General features: G+C 61.6%; 14 protein-coding genes and 1 pseudogene. 6 read left to right on the top strand and 9 right to left on the bottom strand.

The window, feature by feature from the left end:
• From ACPYOI_RS19335 to ACPYOI_RS19310, 6 genes and pseudogenes are all read right to left on the bottom strand, one after another.
• Positions 1-268: pseudogene (locus ACPYOI_RS19335) on the bottom strand (type I secretion system permease/ATPase); the annotation flags it as partial.
• A gap of 26 nt (positions 269-294) precedes the next feature.
• Positions 295-3309 (bottom strand): beta strand repeat-containing protein, encoded by a 3015-nt coding sequence (locus tag ACPYOI_RS19330; RefSeq protein WP_481419602.1) that lies wholly within the window; start codon positions 3307-3309, stop codon positions 295-297.
• Between the two features lie 236 nt (positions 3310-3545).
• Positions 3546-3818: a hypothetical protein gene (locus ACPYOI_RS19325; RefSeq protein ID WP_481419601.1), complete on the bottom strand. Its 273-nt coding sequence runs from the start codon at positions 3816-3818 to the stop codon at positions 3546-3548.
• 279 nt (positions 3819-4097) lie between these two features.
• Positions 4098-4835 (bottom strand): hypothetical protein, encoded by a 738-nt coding sequence (locus tag ACPYOI_RS19320; RefSeq protein ID WP_481419600.1) that lies wholly within the window; start codon positions 4833-4835, stop codon positions 4098-4100.
• A gap of 215 nt (positions 4836-5050) precedes the next feature.
• Complete coding sequence (locus ACPYOI_RS19315; RefSeq protein ID WP_481419599.1) at positions 5051-6379, bottom strand: calcium-binding protein; 1329 nt, start codon at positions 6377-6379, stop codon at positions 5051-5053.
• 419 nt (positions 6380-6798) lie between these two features.
• Positions 6799-7602: a response regulator transcription factor gene (locus tag ACPYOI_RS19310; RefSeq protein WP_481419598.1), complete on the bottom strand. Its 804-nt coding sequence runs from the start codon at positions 7600-7602 to the stop codon at positions 6799-6801.
• 410 nt (positions 7603-8012) lie between these two features.
• Between ACPYOI_RS19310 and ACPYOI_RS19305 the strand changes: the two genes are divergently transcribed.
• Complete coding sequence (locus tag ACPYOI_RS19305; RefSeq protein WP_168831256.1) at positions 8013-8267, top strand: GlsB/YeaQ/YmgE family stress response membrane protein; 255 nt, start codon at positions 8013-8015, stop codon at positions 8265-8267.
• Between the two features lie 85 nt (positions 8268-8352).
• Here ACPYOI_RS19305 and ACPYOI_RS19300 read toward each other — a convergent pair whose 3' ends face one another.
• Positions 8353-8637, bottom strand: coding sequence for a hypothetical protein (locus ACPYOI_RS19300; RefSeq protein ID WP_168831255.1), 285 nt, complete (start codon positions 8635-8637; stop codon positions 8353-8355).
• A 220-nt stretch (positions 8638-8857) separates the two neighbouring features.
• Between ACPYOI_RS19300 and ACPYOI_RS19295 the strand changes: the two genes are divergently transcribed.
• The 5 genes from ACPYOI_RS19295 to ACPYOI_RS19275 are packed head-to-tail and all read left to right on the top strand — an operon-like array spanning position 8858 to position 14327.
• Positions 8858-10750, top strand: a complete 1893-nt coding sequence (locus ACPYOI_RS19295; RefSeq protein ID WP_481423183.1) for a peptidylprolyl isomerase — start codon at positions 8858-8860, stop codon at positions 10748-10750.
• Between the two features lie 15 nt (positions 10751-10765).
• On the top strand, positions 10766-11782 hold the full coding sequence (gene trpD, locus ACPYOI_RS19290; RefSeq protein ID WP_481423182.1) for an anthranilate phosphoribosyltransferase: 1017 nt from the start codon (positions 10766-10768) through the stop codon (positions 11780-11782).
• 9 nt (positions 11783-11791) lie between these two features.
• The gene (gene trpC / locus ACPYOI_RS19285) at positions 11792-12604 is read left to right on the top strand and encodes an indole-3-glycerol phosphate synthase TrpC (protein WP_168831252.1); all 813 of its coding nucleotides are present in this window, start codon (positions 11792-11794) and stop codon (positions 12602-12604) included.
• Between the two features lie 2 nt (positions 12605-12606).
• Positions 12607-13107 (top strand): cyclic pyranopterin monophosphate synthase MoaC, encoded by a 501-nt coding sequence (gene moaC, locus ACPYOI_RS19280; RefSeq protein ID WP_481417118.1) that lies wholly within the window; start codon positions 12607-12609, stop codon positions 13105-13107.
• Complete coding sequence (locus ACPYOI_RS19275) at positions 13104-14327, top strand: molybdopterin molybdotransferase MoeA (RefSeq protein ID WP_481417111.1); 1224 nt, start codon at positions 13104-13106, stop codon at positions 14325-14327. Before moaC ends, ACPYOI_RS19275 begins: the two co-directional genes overlap by 4 nt.
• Positions 14328-14369: 42 nt before the next feature.
• On the opposite strand, the gene ACPYOI_RS19270 is transcribed toward ACPYOI_RS19275, so the two are convergent.
• Positions 14370-15023, bottom strand: a complete 654-nt coding sequence (locus ACPYOI_RS19270; protein ID WP_481417110.1) for a class I SAM-dependent methyltransferase — start codon at positions 15021-15023, stop codon at positions 14370-14372.
• Positions 15024-15093: 70 nt separating this feature from the next.
• Positions 15094-16992 carry a DEAD/DEAH box helicase gene (locus ACPYOI_RS19265; protein ID WP_481423181.1) on the bottom strand — a complete coding sequence of 633 codons (1899 nt, stop codon included), beginning with the start codon at positions 16990-16992 and terminating at the stop codon, positions 15094-15096.
• Between the last annotated feature and the right edge of the window lie 58 nt (positions 16993-17050).

The raw sequence follows: 17050 nt of genomic DNA, 5'->3' as shown, positions 1-17050 counted from the left end.
TTACCGCACTGCGCAGGCTGTCGAGCACGCCCAGAACGAACAGAGCGGCCGCGGCCAGAACTGTCAGCATGATGAGCGTCTCAACCCGGCCGGATACGAGAACGCGGTCATAGACCTGCAGCATGTAAATCGGCGATGTCAGCATCAGCAGGTTGATGGCCAAGCTGAAGATCGCCAGCACCAGGAGAGACGAGCGGATCTGCCCTGTCGCGTAGTCCAAGTCCGTCTTGCCGCGCCGACGCCTGTCGGCAGATGCTTTCGCAGCCATTCCCCAATCCCCTCATTGGTCCCGTCTCAGGCGATCAGGCCCTGATCGACGAACAGGTCGTTCGCAATAAGCGTATTGAGCGCCGCGACCGCATCGGCCTGGCTGACCGCGCTTTGAGCGCCCAATGCGACGAATGTCTGGTGGGTGCTGCCGGTAAATCGGCCGGCCCATGTTGCCACGCCTCCGATGCTGATCGCTGTGAACGCGATGCCGCCGGTTGCGTTGAGGCTGTTCAGGAAGAGATCTTCGCCGGCCTGATAGTCGACGATCACATTGCCCGTACCGCCGAGTATCTTGAATGTATCCTGACCGGCCGTGCCGCCATCAACGAGACCGTCGCCGAACAAGGTCTTGGCGCCGGTTCCCGTCACCGAAAGGATATCGGCGCCGCTGCCGCCCCGCATCTGGTCATTGCCCGAACCGCTGACCAGCACGTTGCCCGCCGTGCTTCCGAGCAATTGATCACTGAAATTCGATCCGACGACGTTTTCCATCTGCAGCAGCAAATCGCCGTCGGCTTCGCCGCCCTGGCTGAGACTGCCGGACGTGCCGCTGAAGAGGCGCGCGACCACGGCAGCAGTGGACGCCGAATAGTCGATCGTGTCGATGCCCGCGCCACCGACCACGAATTCCACGATCGCGCCCGCGGAAGAGCCGCCCGCGCCGCTTCGGAAGGTATCGTTTCCGCTGCCACCCTCGAGGCGGTTCACGCCGGAATTGCCGACCAGAAGGTCGTCGAAATTGGAGCCGATGAGATTCTCGATCGTGCTGAGCTGGTCGCCCTGCGCATCGCCGCCGGCACCGAGCGCAGCACCGGTGCTATCCAGTACGATGGTGACGCCTGCGCTGGAGGTTTGATAGAAAGCGGTGTCGGTCCCGGCCCCGCCAATCAGCACGTCCGCACCCGCGCCGCCGATCAGCACATCGTTTCCGCTGCCGCCGTCCAGCCGGTTGGCGGCCGATGCGCCAAATAGCTGGTCATCGAACGCGGAGCCGATGATATTTTCTATTGTGACGAGGACGTCATTCTGTGCGTCGCCACCGGTCGAAAGCGCCCCGCTGGTCTGGCTGTCCGACAGCCTGGCGATTACGGCGGCGCCCGAATTCGAATAGTCGGCCGTATCTATACCTTCGCCGCCGATGAGGAATTCGTTTCCGGTGTTGGCGCCGCCTCGTATGAAATCGTTACCCGCGCCGCCGTCGATACGGTTCGTCAGGGCGTTGCCGATCAACGTATCGTCAACGCCGGAACCGATCAGGTTCTCGATCGAGGTCAGCACATCGCCTTCAGCGTCACCGCCGGTCCCGAGCGCTGCACCGGTTTCATCCAGCGTTATGGAAACGCCGGCAGCGGAGGATGAATATTCGGCGGTGTCCACCCCGAGACCGCCATTGATGAAGTCCGCGCCGCCCCCGCCCATGAAGGTGTCGCCGAGTTCGCCGCCGTTCAGCGTGTCGATGAAGGCCGAGCCTATGATTCGCTCGATGAGGTGAAGCGTGTCTCCCTCGGCATCGCCACCGCTTCCGGTTCCGACCGCCAACGGATCAGCCACGGTCGTGTTCAGGTTGATGGTGACGCCGGCAGCCGACGTCGAGTAATCCGAGGTGTCGAATCCGCTCTGGCCGATGATCTGGTCGGCTCCGGCGCCGCCGGTGAAGGTGTTGTCGCTGCTATCGCCGACCAGTATGTCGTTCTGGCTCGATGCGATGATGTTCTCGATGTTGACCAAGGTGTCGCCAGCCGCGGCGCCGCTGACCGCGCCAGTTCCCAGATTGATGCCGACGGCGCCGCCGGCAGCGTAGCTCACGGTGTCGTTTCCCGCGCCGCCGTCCATCTGGTCGGGTTCGGAGCCTGCCAGCAGCATGTCGTCGCCATCACCGCCATTCAGAATGTCGCCGCCGTTCAGAGGATCGCCGTCGCCACCGCCCCCGTTCAGCGTGTCGTCGCCCGCGCCGCCGTTCAGAATGTCGTCGCCGGCGCCTGCCAGGAGCTCATCATTGCCGTCGCCGCCATCAAGACTGTCATTACCGATCGAAGCGTTGAGGAAATCGTCGCCGCCCCCGCCGCGCAGAGTATCGTTGCCGAGGCTTCCGATCAGATCGTCGTTTCCTTCGCCGCCGTCGAGTATGTCGTCGCCGTCGCCGGCGCTGAGCATGTCGTCGCCATAACCGCCATGCAGCACGTCGTTGCCGAAGCCGCCGATGAGAGTGTCGTTGCCGCCACCGCCGTAGAGGTGATCGTCGCCGAAGCCGCCGTCAAGGAGATCGTCAGCACCGGCTTGGTCCTCATCCACCCCGTCCGGGACGCCGTCCATGTTGTCGTCGTCCGGCACACCATTCATGTCGGCATCAACCATGCCGTCGCCTATAAGGAGATCGTTGCCGTCCATGCCGCGCAGGGTATCCTCTCCGGCGTTTCCGACGAGTTGGTTGTCGAGCCGGTTGCCGCTGAGGAAGTCGTTTCCTGCAGAGCCGGTCAGGTTCTCGATGCTGCTCAGCGTGTCGCCGGCGGCGTCGCCTCCCGAACCGCGCGATGTCCGGGTTGGGTCGGAGGGAAGCGAGACGGTCACTGCAGCGGCAGAGGTGGAATAGTCGGCGGTGTCGATGCCTGCCCCGCCGTTGAGGATGTCCGCGCCAGCTCCGCCGCGCAGGATATCGTTGCCCCCATTGCCGTTCAGAGTGTCGGCGCCTGCCCCGCCGTCGAGAAAATCATCGGTCCCGGCCGCGTTCAGCGTATCGTTGCCTGTTCCGCCGTCCAGGTAATCATTCCCGGTGCTCGAGGCTGCCACCGTGATGACGTCGTTGCCGCCGAGACCTTCAATCCGGAAGCTGCCATTGCCCGAATGGGTATAGTTGTTGGCGTTGTTGTTCAGCTGGACGAGCGTATAGGAGGGCGACGCAAGCAACGCCGAGATCATCGCAAGGCTCGTGTGGGATTCCTGCGCCACTGAGCCGTCCTTGGCGGGCGGCGCATTGACCGATGACGATTCGGTGCTGGGAGACGATACGTTCGACCGACGGGAATTCGAAATGCGAGCCATTCTGCCCTCCTCTGCGCCGACTTACACGCGGCGTGTCTCTCGAAGTATGCTAGGAGGCATTTGCCCGGACCGACACAACGCGTTGGTGGACCCTTCTTAGGGCGTACACCCTTGGACGGTGGCTGTTCCCGGACGCTCCGCACGCAAAAAGGGACCCTGACGAAAGCAGGGCCCCTTGCACTCCGGAGAGTTTGGGATAGCCTTTTCCCGGAGCGGCTTTAGAAGCTCGACGCTGCTCAGTCGACGGAGGCGGTGCCGACAGCGACGATCGACGACAGCTCGTCGGTCACGAGGACATTCAGCTCCAGATCGGCGTAGGAATCGTCGCCGTAGGCCTCGACATCAATCGCAAAGTCCGCTTGGTTGCCGTCGATGTCGACGCAGACGTCAGTACGGACATCGATATCAACGTCCTTGTAAAATTCGACGTCGACATGGGAGTCGAAATCGAAGTCCACCTCAACGTCGATGTCCTTGTCGAACTCGAATCCTGGGTCATAGTAGGTCATAGTCTCTCTCCTTGTAACGTGATCAGGCCAGGTTTCTGACCCAGGGAAAGACTAGGTCTGGCGCCAATCAGAAGCAAAGAAGCAGTCGGCGTACAAGGCTAAGGGAGTAGCGTGTATTCTTGCTGTAATACTATCGAGAATTCATCGATTTTATCTAAAGAAGAGCTACTACGTTTGTGATCCTGTAGGAATTTGTCGAAAGAAAATCTAAATATATTTAGATAACATACGCCGAATGCGCTCATTCGGCGTAGATAGACATTCACTTCTGAAAGTGCCTTATCCGATGGCGACGAAGACCACGGCTGTAGCGCTGGAAATCTGATCCTCGAGAACGAACGCATCGGCGGATACGTCGGCGAACGTGTCCGGGCCGAATGCATTGGCCACGATGTCGAATGTCGCGAGATTTCCATCGATCTCGATGTCGTATCCGTAACCGCCACCGTAGTCAGGTTCGTCGCAGTTGCAGTCGGGCGTGACGTAAGGCGGTGGTTCGTCCTGCGGTAACTGTGTTTCGGGAAGATAGTCCGGAACCGTTTGTTCGGATGCTGCATCCCCGCCGGTTGAAAACTGGATGGCATGGACGCTCGCCGAAACTTCCGACACAGTCGTCGATCCTGATTCATTCTTGGCGGTATAACTGGTCGAGTGACTACTGCCATAATAGAGGTCGGCCCCGCCATAGACCTCCAGCAGCGCTGTTGCGGCCGCATAGGCATCGCCATAAGACGACTGTGCGGCTGCGACCGCCGTTACCGACGCGGAGGCGGCATCGACATAGGTACCGTCGGAAATACTCGCGGTCACGTCGAGCTGGGCCAAGGTATCGGTGCCGATTGCGGTGGCGTCGGCCTGAACTCCGATGCCCAGCCCTCCCCCGTCGCCGCCCGGCAAACTGCCGACGAACACCGTGGTCTCGGAGCCGTAGGAGGTTTCGGCGTAGTTTTCGTCGCCAGGATTGCCGGTCGAGGTCGAAACCCCGGTGCTTACGGTCGATGTGCGGCTCGTTCCCATCTCAACTCCACCCTCTCGTCCAATTCGTCAAGGCAGCATACACCTCGCGTTCATCGGTATCAGACGTTCAAATGATGGATCGCCCAATGGTCCTGGAAGGAGTCTCCTGGTCGGTAGCGGTATAGATCTTTTGTCGGAAAGTCAGGCGAAAGTAGCCTCGTCTTTGGAGCGATGGAAGGCCGCTTTCTCGAGCGCCGGGAATCTCCGTGCGGTCGCTAACCGAGCAAGGACAAGAGATCGCCGAGTTGCAGGAGCGGCTGAGCCTCCTGCACGTCCTGGGAGTGGTCGGCGTCAAGCGAGATCGCTGCGAGCAGCGTTCCCGCCTGGGCATCGCTGAACATACTCCGACGCGGCATGCCGCCATAACCGGAGTTGATCGCGAAGAACTCATCCAGCGTCAATTCCGAGCGGCGGTCAAAAACATCGAAGGTAATCGTCAGGTCATCCGCATCCCGGGACGATCGCTCCATCGTGAAGGCGTACCTCCCCAGCGCAGCAATCTCGTCCAGATCGGAAATCGCCAGACGGTCACCTTGTGCGATCGAGAAGTTCTGGATCACATCGCGGTCGAACTCTGCGACGAGAAGGAACAGATCGCTGCCGCTCCCGCCGTTATAGACGTCGTTGCCGTCGCCGGATCGGGCACCAAGCCGGAAGATGTCGTCGCCAGCGCCGCCATCCAGGCAGTCGCGGCCTTCACCGCCGCACAGGATGTCGTTGCCTCCGCCGCCGCTCACCGTATCATCGTCGTCTCCCCCAAGGAGCAGGTCGTCTCCGCCGCCGCCGGAAATCGTGTCGTCGTCCTCGCCGCCGAAGATCCAATCCGCGCCGTCTTCACCGTACAGCCGGTCCGCGCCATCTTCGCCGACAACGGTGTCGCCTCCTGCCCCGCCATAAACTGTGTCGCGGCCCCGGCCGCCGAAAACCCAGTCATCCCCGGCGCGTGCGAGAACATTGTCGTCGCCGGCACCTGCAAAGACGAGCGCGTCGCCAGACCCAGTGCTGATCTTGTCTGATCGCGACGAGCCGTCGATCTGCGTATAGACCATTTCGGCGCTGACGCCTGCGGTTGCCGAGACGGTAACAGTGGACAGCGCGTCCTCCACGACCACCGCGTCAGCTTGAACATCCACGAAACTGTTCTCGCCTGCCGCAGCGGCGTCGACGTGGAAGAGCGCGGCATTTCCTTCCAGCGTCCCGTTCTTCGAGCCGTCGAGCCCACGGTATGCCGCCTTTTCGATCTCTGCCTGGTAACCGAGGTCAAATTTCAAATTGACAGCCGCAAAGCTCAGACTGGTGCTTTCAGCCATTTCATTGGTGCCGCTGGCACTTGCTGTTTTCGTGGAAACGATAGACAGATCCGCGCCTGCTATCTCCACGTCTCCGTAGGTCGTTGCGTAGGCGGAACCGCCTTGTGCTGCGGCCGTGAAGCTGGCGCTGCCGATTGCAAATGTCGCCAGTCCTCGGTCCACCAGCTGAAGGCTGACGTTTGCACTCGCTACTGAGTCGAGCCCGACTGCATCCGCCCCGCCGAAGACAGTCACGGCGAGCCCTCCTTCGGCTGTCACCGGTGTTGTGACAACCGGCGGACGTGGCCTTGGACCGCAGGGACTGAAGGGTTGAAGCCAATGCGCATTATGGCTCCGGAAGTCGTAAGGTGTAGAGTGATGGAAGAGTGACGACCAGCTGCCGCCCGCGGATGTGTTCGCTCGCATGCTTCGATATCCCCAGTGAATTGTCTCCAAGGTAGTACACGCTGCGGCGGGTAGGCATCGGTTCAATCAGCCATCCTCCCGAGTGAGAAACACCATCGGAAGCATGATCGCTCAAATCAGCGGCAGTAAGCTTTTTGGAGTAAAGCTTGAGAGCAGAGAGATCGGCGAACAGACAGAGCGCACGCCATCCATCCGCAGGGACGCATGGTGCGCGTTCTGTGTCACTGTCGGTGGGCGTCGAGGAACGGTTACAGCGTAATCGGCCGGGTTCCGGCGGCGCCAACGCCTCCGCCGTTTTGTTCGGCCGCAATGCGGTCGCCAGCAGCCAAGGCGGGAGCCACCGCGCCGGAAGGAACGCCGTTTTGCGCGGGCGGGGCATTCGGAGCCGCTGCGCTGAGCAGCGCCGCCTGAGTCCGGTTTGAAGCTCCGAGCTTTCGCATGATTTGTCGGACATGCACCTTGACGGTCGATTCCTGCATGTCCAGGTCACGCGCTATATGCTTGTTCGATCTGCCGAGCCGTAGCCGCTCGAGCACCTCGATCTGACGCCGCGTCAGTCCGTCAGCTTCCGTCCTGTGATCGTGCGCATGACCGTTTGCCGCCCTCGCCGCCGATGCATGTTGGTGGAGGAGAGCCTCGCGGGGAAAGAATGTTCCGCCCCCAAGGATGAACGTCAGTGCCTGGCGCGCGATCTCCGGCTCCATGCTGGTGGAGAGAAACGCTTGTTTGCCAATCTGAGCGGCCGCGATCGCCTCCTCGGCTTCCGTTCTGTCGGAAAGGATGGCGCGCGGCGTCTCCGGAAACAAGTCGCGCGCGCTCTTCGCCCAGTTTTGCAGAGCCCCCTCGCGCAGTGACGATCCTCCAATGCTCAAGATGACCAATCGCACCTTCCCCCCATGCGGGCTGTGCGCCGCCATCTCGTCCGGCGAGATTCCGACGGTGTGCAGGCCGATCGCCTGGGCCCATTGGTCGACCAGAGATGTTATTCCCGCCCGCCGCAGTTCCAGCGCATCGACGACGAGAACGATTCCTGCTTCTGATAACTCGGACATTGTACATTCCCCCGTTTGCATAGCATTAGGTGCCCAGCGGAGCCGCCGAGCCAGTCAGTGTCGCGGTCCAGTACAACTATCAGTTTTCCTCGTGATGTACAATGCACGTAAACAGTAAGGTATCATGGTTGCAGGGTGCACCATTCAATTGAGACAAAATATCCTCTGAAAACATCTGGATAAGTTCTCCAAGAATGCTCTGTTTATCCTGAATATACATAGGACAGGCAGTCGATCTCTTTGGGCATGCCGTGCGAGGGATGTAGAATCCCAAAAAACACTGTATTCTTACAGGATCCGGGTTGTGCTTTTCAGCTTATGCTGGTCGGATGGCTGCAGCCCTGACGTGGCCAGGAACTTTTTTGCAGGTTCTGCGTTCATTTTGTCGTTGCTCTGGGAGGGAGATCACCATGGAAGACCAAGGCGTAGGTTGGATTGCGGCCATCATCATCGGCGGCGTAGCCGGTTGGCTTGCGGAAAAGTTCATGCACAGCAGCATGGGCGTTTTCATGAATATCATTCTCGGCATCGTCGGTGCGATCGTTGCCAACTTCATTCTCGGCGTGTTGACCATCCAGCCGCTCTCCGGCTGGCTCGGATATCTGATCACGGGCTTTGTTGGTGCTTGTATCCTTATCGCCCTCGGTCGCCTGATCCGGCGTTGATTTCAACAGCAGAAGAGGCCGGAAGCAAAGCTCCCGGCTTTTCTCCTGCCGCTTCACTACGGCTTACGGTCAGGACCTACCAAAATCAGCGACGGCTCATCAGACCAAAGAGGTAGGCGACGCCGGCGGTGACAGCCAGCGCAAAGAGTGGTTCCTCGCGCACCTTTTCGCGCACGCGCTCGGTCAACATCGAGGCCTCGTCGGCAACTGCGGTCTTTGCGCCCTGTCCTAGGGCGACGACACTCTCAGACAGACGCGCCAGATCCTCGCGCAAGGCGGTGACCTGGGCGGAAAGATCGTCCGCAGCGATTTCATCCGTCTTCACGCGCGATCCAGTCGATTGTGCGGAGGCGGTCTTGAGTTCGGCCATTGTCTGCTCCTCTTTTTCCGGATGCGGCTTCAACGAAGTGGAGCGCCGAAAGGTTCCCGATGCAGCCCGTTTTCTTGGGAGCAATTGGCTGTGGCAAGACATCGGCAGCGAGAGCCATGTTTTCGAGAGCGGACGCTTCATTTCCGGCTGCGTTTGCTCTAAGGAACTCGAATGAATGCCCCCATGAACGGGCTGAATATGATGCGAGGTTTGCGTTTCAATGTTCCACTTCCTGAGAAGAGCTGCCCAGACGTGGGTTGCCAAGCTCCTGATGCTTCTCCTGGTCGCTTCTTTCGGCATCTGGGGTGTCTCCCGCTCGCTGATCTCGGGAGGCAGCAGCACAGCTGTAGTCACCGTTGGTGACCAGCAGGTGGACGTCACTGAATTCCGCCTCGCCTACCAGCGCCAGGTTGCGGGTCTCAGCCAGCAGTTCGGCACGCGCCTGACGCCGGAGCAGGCCAAAGCCTTCGGAGTCGAACAGCAGGTGATTGCTCAGCTCGTCGCCGGCGCCTCGCTCGACCAGCTTGCCGCTGACATGAACCTCGGGCTTTCTGAGGACCGTCTTGCACAGCTTATCGGCGACGATCCGGCCTTCAAGGCCGTCAACGGCAAGTTCGACCGCACACTCTTCACCTCGCGCCTGCGCAATGCCGGTATCCGCGAAGCGGACTACATCAACGAACGCAGCAAGGTGGCTGTCCGCAGCCAGATTGTTGACGCAGTGTCGAATGGCTTTACCGCTCCGAAGACGCTTGTCGACGCATTGAAGCTCTATCGTGAGGAGAGCCGCGACGTTGACTACCTCCTGCTGACGAACGCGAATATCGAGCCGATCAAGGCGCCGGCTGACGACGTGCTGTCGAAATGGTTCGATGGGGTCAAGAGCCGCTACCGCGCTCCGGAATATCGCAAGCTTGCTTACCTGAAACTTGAGTCCGCCGATATCGCTGACCCCGCGACCGTCACCGACGATCAGATTCGCGAAGACTTCGACAAGCGCAAGGATAGCTTCCGTACCCCGGAAACGCGCACGATTGAACAGCTGACCTTTGCCAACAAGGATCTGGCGGCGGCAGCCGAAGCGGCCCTGAAGAGCGGCACGAGTTTCGACCAGCTGGTGACCGATCAGGGGAAAACGGCAAGCGACGTGCTGCTTGGCGACTTCACCAAGGATAAGGTGCCGGATCAGTCCGTCGCCGATGCCGCTTTCGCGGTCGCCAAGGATGGCGGCACCACCCCCGTGGTCGAAGGCTCCTTCGGCCCGGTCATCCTCAGTGTCACCAACATCAAGCCAGAGAGCAGCAAGAGCCTTGATGAGGTGAAGGAGGATATCCGCAAGGAGTTGGCACTGGTCAACGCTTCGCAGGAGGTCATCAACGTCCACGATCGTATCGAGGACATGCGCGGCGCAGGATCGTCTCTTGAGGAGATTGCAAGTCAGCTGAAGCTGAAAGCCGTCGCGATCGACGCTGTCGATCCGAGCGGCCTCGACAAGGACGGCAACGAAGTCAAGGATATCCCGTCCAAGCCGCAGTTGCTCGGCGAAGCTTTCAAGACCGAAGCCGGTATTCAGGCGCTCCCGCTTTCGCTCGGGAATGACGGCTATGTCTGGTTCGACGTGCGCGAGATTACCCCGGAACGCGACCGTCCGCTTGCCGAAGTGCGGGACAAGGCCGTGCAGGATTGGACTGCCGAGCAGCAGAAGATCGAGCTCGCCAAAAAGGCCGAGGAACTGAAACAGGAAGCCCTGAAAGGCAAGTCGCTTGCCGACATCGCAACGCCGCTCGGCATTGCCGTCGAAAGCAAGAGCGGCATAACGCGCGGTACCGATGACCCCGTTCTCGGCCGCGCCGGCGTAACCGCGGCCTTCACTGGCCCGGTCGATACTGTTGCGAGCGCCGTCGGTGGCGATCCGGCAACGCAGATCCTGCTGAAGGTCACCAATGTCAACACCGAACCGACCGGCGACGTGCTGAGCAACCAGGACGCACAGGTCACAGCCATGGCCAATGCCGCCGGCGACGACATTCTCGATCAGATGGTCAACATCTTGCAAACACAATACGGTGCGTCGATCAACCAGTCGCTCGCCGACCAGGCAGCCGTTCGCTAGGAGGAGCTTTAGCGCATGACCGATCTGAAGCCGCTTCTGGCAAAGGCCGCAAGCCGTGAGCCGCTGACCCGCGAGGAGGCCCGCGAGGCCTTCGAAATCCTGATGTCGGGCCAGGCAACGCCGTCCCAGATCGGCGGTTTCCTGATGGCGCTGCGCGTCCGCGGCGAGACGGTCGATGAAATCGTCGGCGCCGCGACGACGATGCGCTCCAAGATGCTGCGCGTGGAAGCGCCTGCTGATGCGATCGACATTGTCGGTACGGGTGGAGACGCCAGCGGCACATACAATATCTCGACGCTGGCGGGACTGATCGTCGCCGGTGCCGGCGTGCCGGTCGCCAAGCATGGAAACCGGGCTCTGAGCTCGAAATCCGGATCTTCCGACAGCCTGGCTGCACTGGGCGTCAGGCTCGAAATCGGCCCGGAAGTCATCACGCGGTGCATCAAAGAGGCCGGCGTCGGCTTTATGTTTGCGCAGCAGCATCATTCGGCCATGCGCCATGTCGGCCCGTCGCGCGTCGAGCTCGGTACGCGAACGATCTTCAATCTGCTCGGGCCGCTCACCAATCCGGCAGGCGTCCGCCGCCAGCTGCTCGGCGTCTTTGCGCCGCAATGGGTGGTGCCGCTCGCCGAAGTGATGCGCGACCTCGGTTCGGAGAGTGTCTGGGTCGTCCATGGCGACGGTCTCGACGAGATCACCACCACCGGCAAGACCAGCGTCGCGGCGCTTGAAAACGGCAAGATACGTACTTTCGAGCTTTCGCCCGCGGACTTCGGCGTTTCGCCTTGTGCGCTTTCTGCGATCAAGGGTGGCGATGGCGTAGCCAATGCCGCCGCACTTCGCGAAGTTCTGAGCGGTGCGAAGAATGCCTATCGCGATATCGCCCTTGCGAATGCCGCCGCTTCCTTGGTCATCGCCGGCAAGGTGGAGACGATCGCCAGCGGCATGAAGCTCGCCGCGCAATCGCTGGATAGTGGCGCGACGGCTGCTGCGCTCGATAAGTTGATCGCCGTTTCCAACGATATCGACTAGGATCCGGCGATGACAGACATCCTGAAAAAGATCGAGACCTACAAGCGCGAGGAAATCGCCGCCGCCAAGGCGAAGATTTCGCTTGCTGACCTGAAAGCGATGCAGGCCGGACAACCGGCCCCTCGCGGCTTCCAGAAGGCGCTGGTCGCCAAGCGTGATGCCGGCCTCTTTGGGCTAATCGCCGAAATCAAAAAGGCGAGCCCTTCCAAGGGGCTCATTCGGCCTGATTTCGATCCGCCCGCACTCGCCAAGGCCTATGAAGCGGGTGGCGCCGCATGCCTGTCGGTGCTGACCGATACGCCGAGTTTCCAGGGCGCGCCCGAATTCCTGACGGCTGCGCGCCTATCCTGCACGCTTCCGGCATTGCGCAAGGATTTCATGTTCGAGACCTATCAGGTGCAGGAGGCCCGCGCCTGGGGTGCGGACTGCATTCTGCTGATCATGGCCTCGCTTTCCGATGACGATGCGGAGCGGCTGCAGGATGAGGCCTACTCGCTCGGCATGGATGTGCTGGTCGAGGTGCATAATGCCGACGAAATGGAGCGGGCGCTCAAGCTTTCCTCGCCGCTCATCGGCATCAACAACCGCAATCTGCGCACCTTCGAGGTGAGCCTCACCGTCAGCGAAGAGCTTTCGACAATGGTGCCGGACGACCGGCTGCTGGTCGGCGAAAGCGGCATCTTCACTAACGCCGATTGCAGGCGGCTCCAGGCTGTTGGCATCAACACCTTCCTTGTCGGTGAGAGCCTGATGCGGCAGGAAGACGTAACGGCTGCAACCCGCACCCTCCTCTTCGGCGACGCTGCCATGGCGGCTGAATGAACATGAGTGACGGCAAGCCAGGCCTCACCCATATCGGCGCTTCCGGCGAAGCTCACATGGTCGATGTCGGCGACAAGGCCGATACGGTTCGCGTGGCAACGGCCGAGGGCCATGTGAAAATGGCGGCGGAAACGCTGCGGCTGATCCGCGAGGGAGACGCCAAGAAAGGCGACGTGATCGGCACGGCACGGCTTGCGGGAATCATGGCAGCCAAGCAGACATCCAATCTCATTCCACTCTGCCATCCGCTGATGCTCACGAAGGTCAGCGTCGAGATCGAGGGAGACGCAGCTCTCCCCGGCCTCCGAGTCGTTGCGACCGCCAAGCTCACGGGCAAGACCGGCGTCGAGATGGAAGCGCTGACGGCCGTGTCCGTCGCCTGCCTGACGATCTACGACATGGCGAAAGCCGCCGATAAGGCGATGGAGATCGGCGGCATCAGGCTGCTCGAAAAGTCGGGCGGAAAGTCCGGTAACTTCCGCCACCCGGGGGCAGATCGATGAGCTTGCTCCCGGTCGCAGAGGCACAAGGCAGGCTGCTTGGCGGCGCCAATCCTATTGCCGATGTTGAGAGCGTTGCGCTTGCCGATGCCGAAGGACGCGTGCTTGCGGCCGATCTGGCGGCGCGGCTCACCCAGCCGCCGTTCGACGCTTCCGCCATGGACGGCTATGCGCTGCGTCGCGACGACTCACCGGAACCCGGAGCGGAACTCAAACTCATCGGCACCTCTGCCGCAGGGCACGCCTTTGAAGGCACGGTTGGCAAGGGCGAGACGGTCCGCATCTTCACCGGCGCCCCGGTGCCCTCCGGCGCTGACAGCGTCTTGCTGCAGGAGGATGCGGAGAAAATCGAAGACGGCATCCGCACGAAATTTTCCGTCCGGCGGGGCCAGCATATCCGCCCGCGCGGTCAGGATTTCGACAAGGGCGAAGCGGTTCTCACAGCCGGAACCCTCATGGATTTCACGCGGCTGACGGTAGCGGCCGCAATGAACCACGCAATGCTCGACGTATTGCGCAAGCCGGTTGTTGCAATCCTGGCCACGGGCGACGAACTGCTCGCACCGGGAACGGAGCCGGGGCCGTCGCAGATCATCGCATCGAACACGTTCGGTATTGCCGCGCTTGTGCGCAAAGCCGGCGGCGACGTTCTGGACCTCGGCATCGTGCCGGACGATACGGCCGCGATCACGGCTGCCGTCCAGCGGGCGCAAGCCGCAGGGGCGGACGTCATTGTGACGCTTGGCGGCGCCTCCGTCGGCGACCACGATCTGGTTCAGGCGACGCTCGTCGCGGCTGGCATGAAACTCGATTTCTGGAAGATCGCCATGCGGCCCGGAAAGCCCTTGATGGTTGGCAGCCTCGGACGGACGCATGTGCTCGGCCTGCCGGGCAACCCCGTATCGAGCCTCGTCTGCGGGCTGCTGTTTCTCGAGCCGCTGGTCCGCAAGCTCGCCTCGTTGCCGCCGGTGAAGCGCGATGCGGTGGTCGAAGCAGCCGTCACGCTCGCTCCCAACGACCAACGCCAGGACTATGTGCGGGCGAAGCTCATCCGGTCCTCCTCCGGCAAGTGGCTGGCGGAGCCGTTCGGCAAACAGGATTCATCGATGATGAAGGTGTTCGCGCGTGCCGATTGCCTGATCGTTCGCCCGCCGCATGCACCTGAACTTCCGGCGGGAACCCCCTGTCCGGTCATGCTGCTACGGCCCGAGCTTTTCAGCTAACCAATTTGTCTAGGCGATGAAGCGACGCGCGGCTAGTCGGACCTAGAGCGAATACACCCCGCTCATCTTTCCGGTCCCCGCATCCCCTAAGTCTGCGACGGCGTATGTTGCAACAAGACGCAACCGCTCCCGGGGCAAAGGCGCTCTGCCCGGATCCCCGATCAGGACATCGATACCGGCAGCGCGGCAGCGGGTCAGGAACGGCAGAACGCGCTTTGCGAGCTGTGCCTCGTAGAAGACGTCGCCAGCCAGGATCATGTCGCAGGTTGGAGGCAACTCATCCAGGATGTCGGCTTGCCTAGTCTCGATCGCGACGCCGTTCGCGGCGGCGTTGAGACCCGCCGCGGCGATCGCGTGGGCGTTGATGTCGACAGCAACGGTATGAGCGGCTCCTGCTTTCGCAGCTGCTATCGCGACGAGGCCCGACCCGGAGCCAAGATCAAGAATACGGCGACCGCGAATGGTGTGCGATTGCGAGAGAATATGCCGCGCAAGTGCCGTTCCGCCTGCCCAGTGATAGGCCCAGTAGGGCGTGGCGGAAGCCGCCTCGCCCGGGCTCGCCAATCGCCCAAGGCCGCTTCCCGCATGCGCGGCATAGAGCACTATCTCCGGAACTGATGGCGCCGGCTGAAGACGGAGATTCTCCCGAATGAAGGCCACCGCAGCAATGTGCTGCCGACCGTTATTGTCGGTCATAGTGTGGCCTCCCTTGCGCCCAGACATCCAGCGCTGTCAGTCGTTCTTCATGGCGACGGCCCGGCCCTCGTCAACCCTGCTTCTTCTTGCCGAACTTGCCTTTGGGTGCGAAGCCGCCCTTGCCTTCGAATTTCGGCTTTCCGGCGCCCTTGCCCCAAGGTTTGGCATCGCGTTTCTCGTTGCGCTCGCCCTTTGCCGGAGCGCCCTCGCCCTTGAAGTCCTTCTTGAATTTACCTTTCGGGCGATCGTCGTAGGACTTGGCGTCTCGGCGCTCCCCGGAACTCTTCTTGTCGCCATATGGCTTCGACGCAGCCGGGCGGCTGAAATCCGGGGTGCCACTCAGACGCGTCACCCGGATGCCGCGCTCCATGGTCTTGTTCGGTCCAATCGACTGGAGGAAAGCGTCGGCGCTGTCGGACGCGATTTCGACGTAAGTCTCTTCCGGCTGCATCTTGATCGCGCCGATCTCACGCTTCGTCAGGTTGCCGTTGCGGCACAGCATCGGTATCAGCCAACGTGGCTCGGCGTTCTGCTTGCGGCCGACGGAAATCGAAAACCAGACACTGGGCCCGAAATCGTCACGCGGGCCTTTTTGGCTCGGTTCGCGCGGCTCGAAAGCATTGTCGCGACGCACACGCTTGCGGTCGCCCTCGATCGAGACTTCGATCAGATCTTCCGGGGCGGACTGATTGGAGCGATAGAGGCGCACGAAGGCTGCCGCAAGTTTCTCCGCGCCATAGTTTTCGATGAGCTGGCTGACCAGCGCCTGATCTTCGTCCCTGCCGGCCTCGCTGAGAATAGGATCGGCGAGCAGGCGCTCATCGTCACGGCGCATCACCTCTTCGGCAGACGGCGGAAGAGCCCAGGCAGCGGAAATCCCGGCGGCATCGAGAATGCGCTCGGCCTTGCGGCGGGCATTGAGCGGCACGATCAGAGCGCTGACGCCCTTGCGCCCTGCCCGTCCGGTCCGTCCGCTTCGGTGAAGCAGCGTTTCGGGGTTGGTCGGCAGGTCGGCATGGATAACGAGATCGAGACCCGGCAGGTCGATACCACGTGCGGCGACATCGGTTGCGATGCAGACACGGGCCCGCCCGTCGCGCATGGCTTGCAGCGCGTGCGTACGTTCGTTCTGCGTGAGTTCGCCGGAGAGCGCCACGACCGAGAAATTCCGATTGTTGAATCGCGCCGTCAGATGATTGACCGCCGCGCGCGTCGAACAGAAGACGATGGCATTGGCCGCGTCATAGTAACGAAGAACGTTGATGATCGCGTTTTCGCGGTCGGCGGGCGCAACGGCAAGCGCACGGTATTCGATATCGACGTGCTGCTTTTCTTCGGTCTGCGTGGAAATGCGCACGGCATCGCGCTGATAGCTCTTGGCGAGCTTGGCGATCGCCGCAGGCACGGTCGCCGAAAACATCAGCGTGCGACGGTCGTCGGGAGCCGATTCGAGGATGAATTCGAGATCTTCACGGAAGCCGAGATCAAGCATCTCGTCGGCCTCATCGAGCACGACGGCTTTCAACGCCGACATATCGAGAGCCTTGCGACGGATGTGATCGCAGAGACGGCCAGGTGTACCGACGACAATGTGCGCGCCGCGCTCCAACGCGCGGCGTTCGCTGCGGATATCCATTCCGCCGACGCAGCTGACGATCAGCGCGCCTGTCATCTCATAGAGCCATTCGAGCTCCCGCTTCACCTGCAAGGCAAGTTCGCGGGTTGGAGCGATCACAAGCGCCAGCGGTTCGGCGGCAGGCGCAAAGCGTTCCGCGCCCTCGAGCAGCGTCGGCGCGAGCGCAAGGCCGAAGGCGACGGTCTTGCCCGAGCCGGTCTGCGCCGAAACCAGCGCGTCCGATGCGGCAAGCGCCGGATCGAGCATGGCCTGTTGAACCGGCGTCAGTTCGGCATAACCGCGCTTCGCCAACGCCTTGGCGATCGCCGGAACGACGCCGTTGAAATCTGTCATTTGTCTGTCTTTCGGAATATCGGGCGCGAAAGCGCCTGCCGGAACCTGCCGGCAGAAC

It is taken from the genome of Rhizobium sp. SVR5-2C (assembly GCF_056755115.1).
Note: the sequence above shows the minus strand (reverse complement) of the source record. Positions and strands in the feature narration are given on the sequence as shown.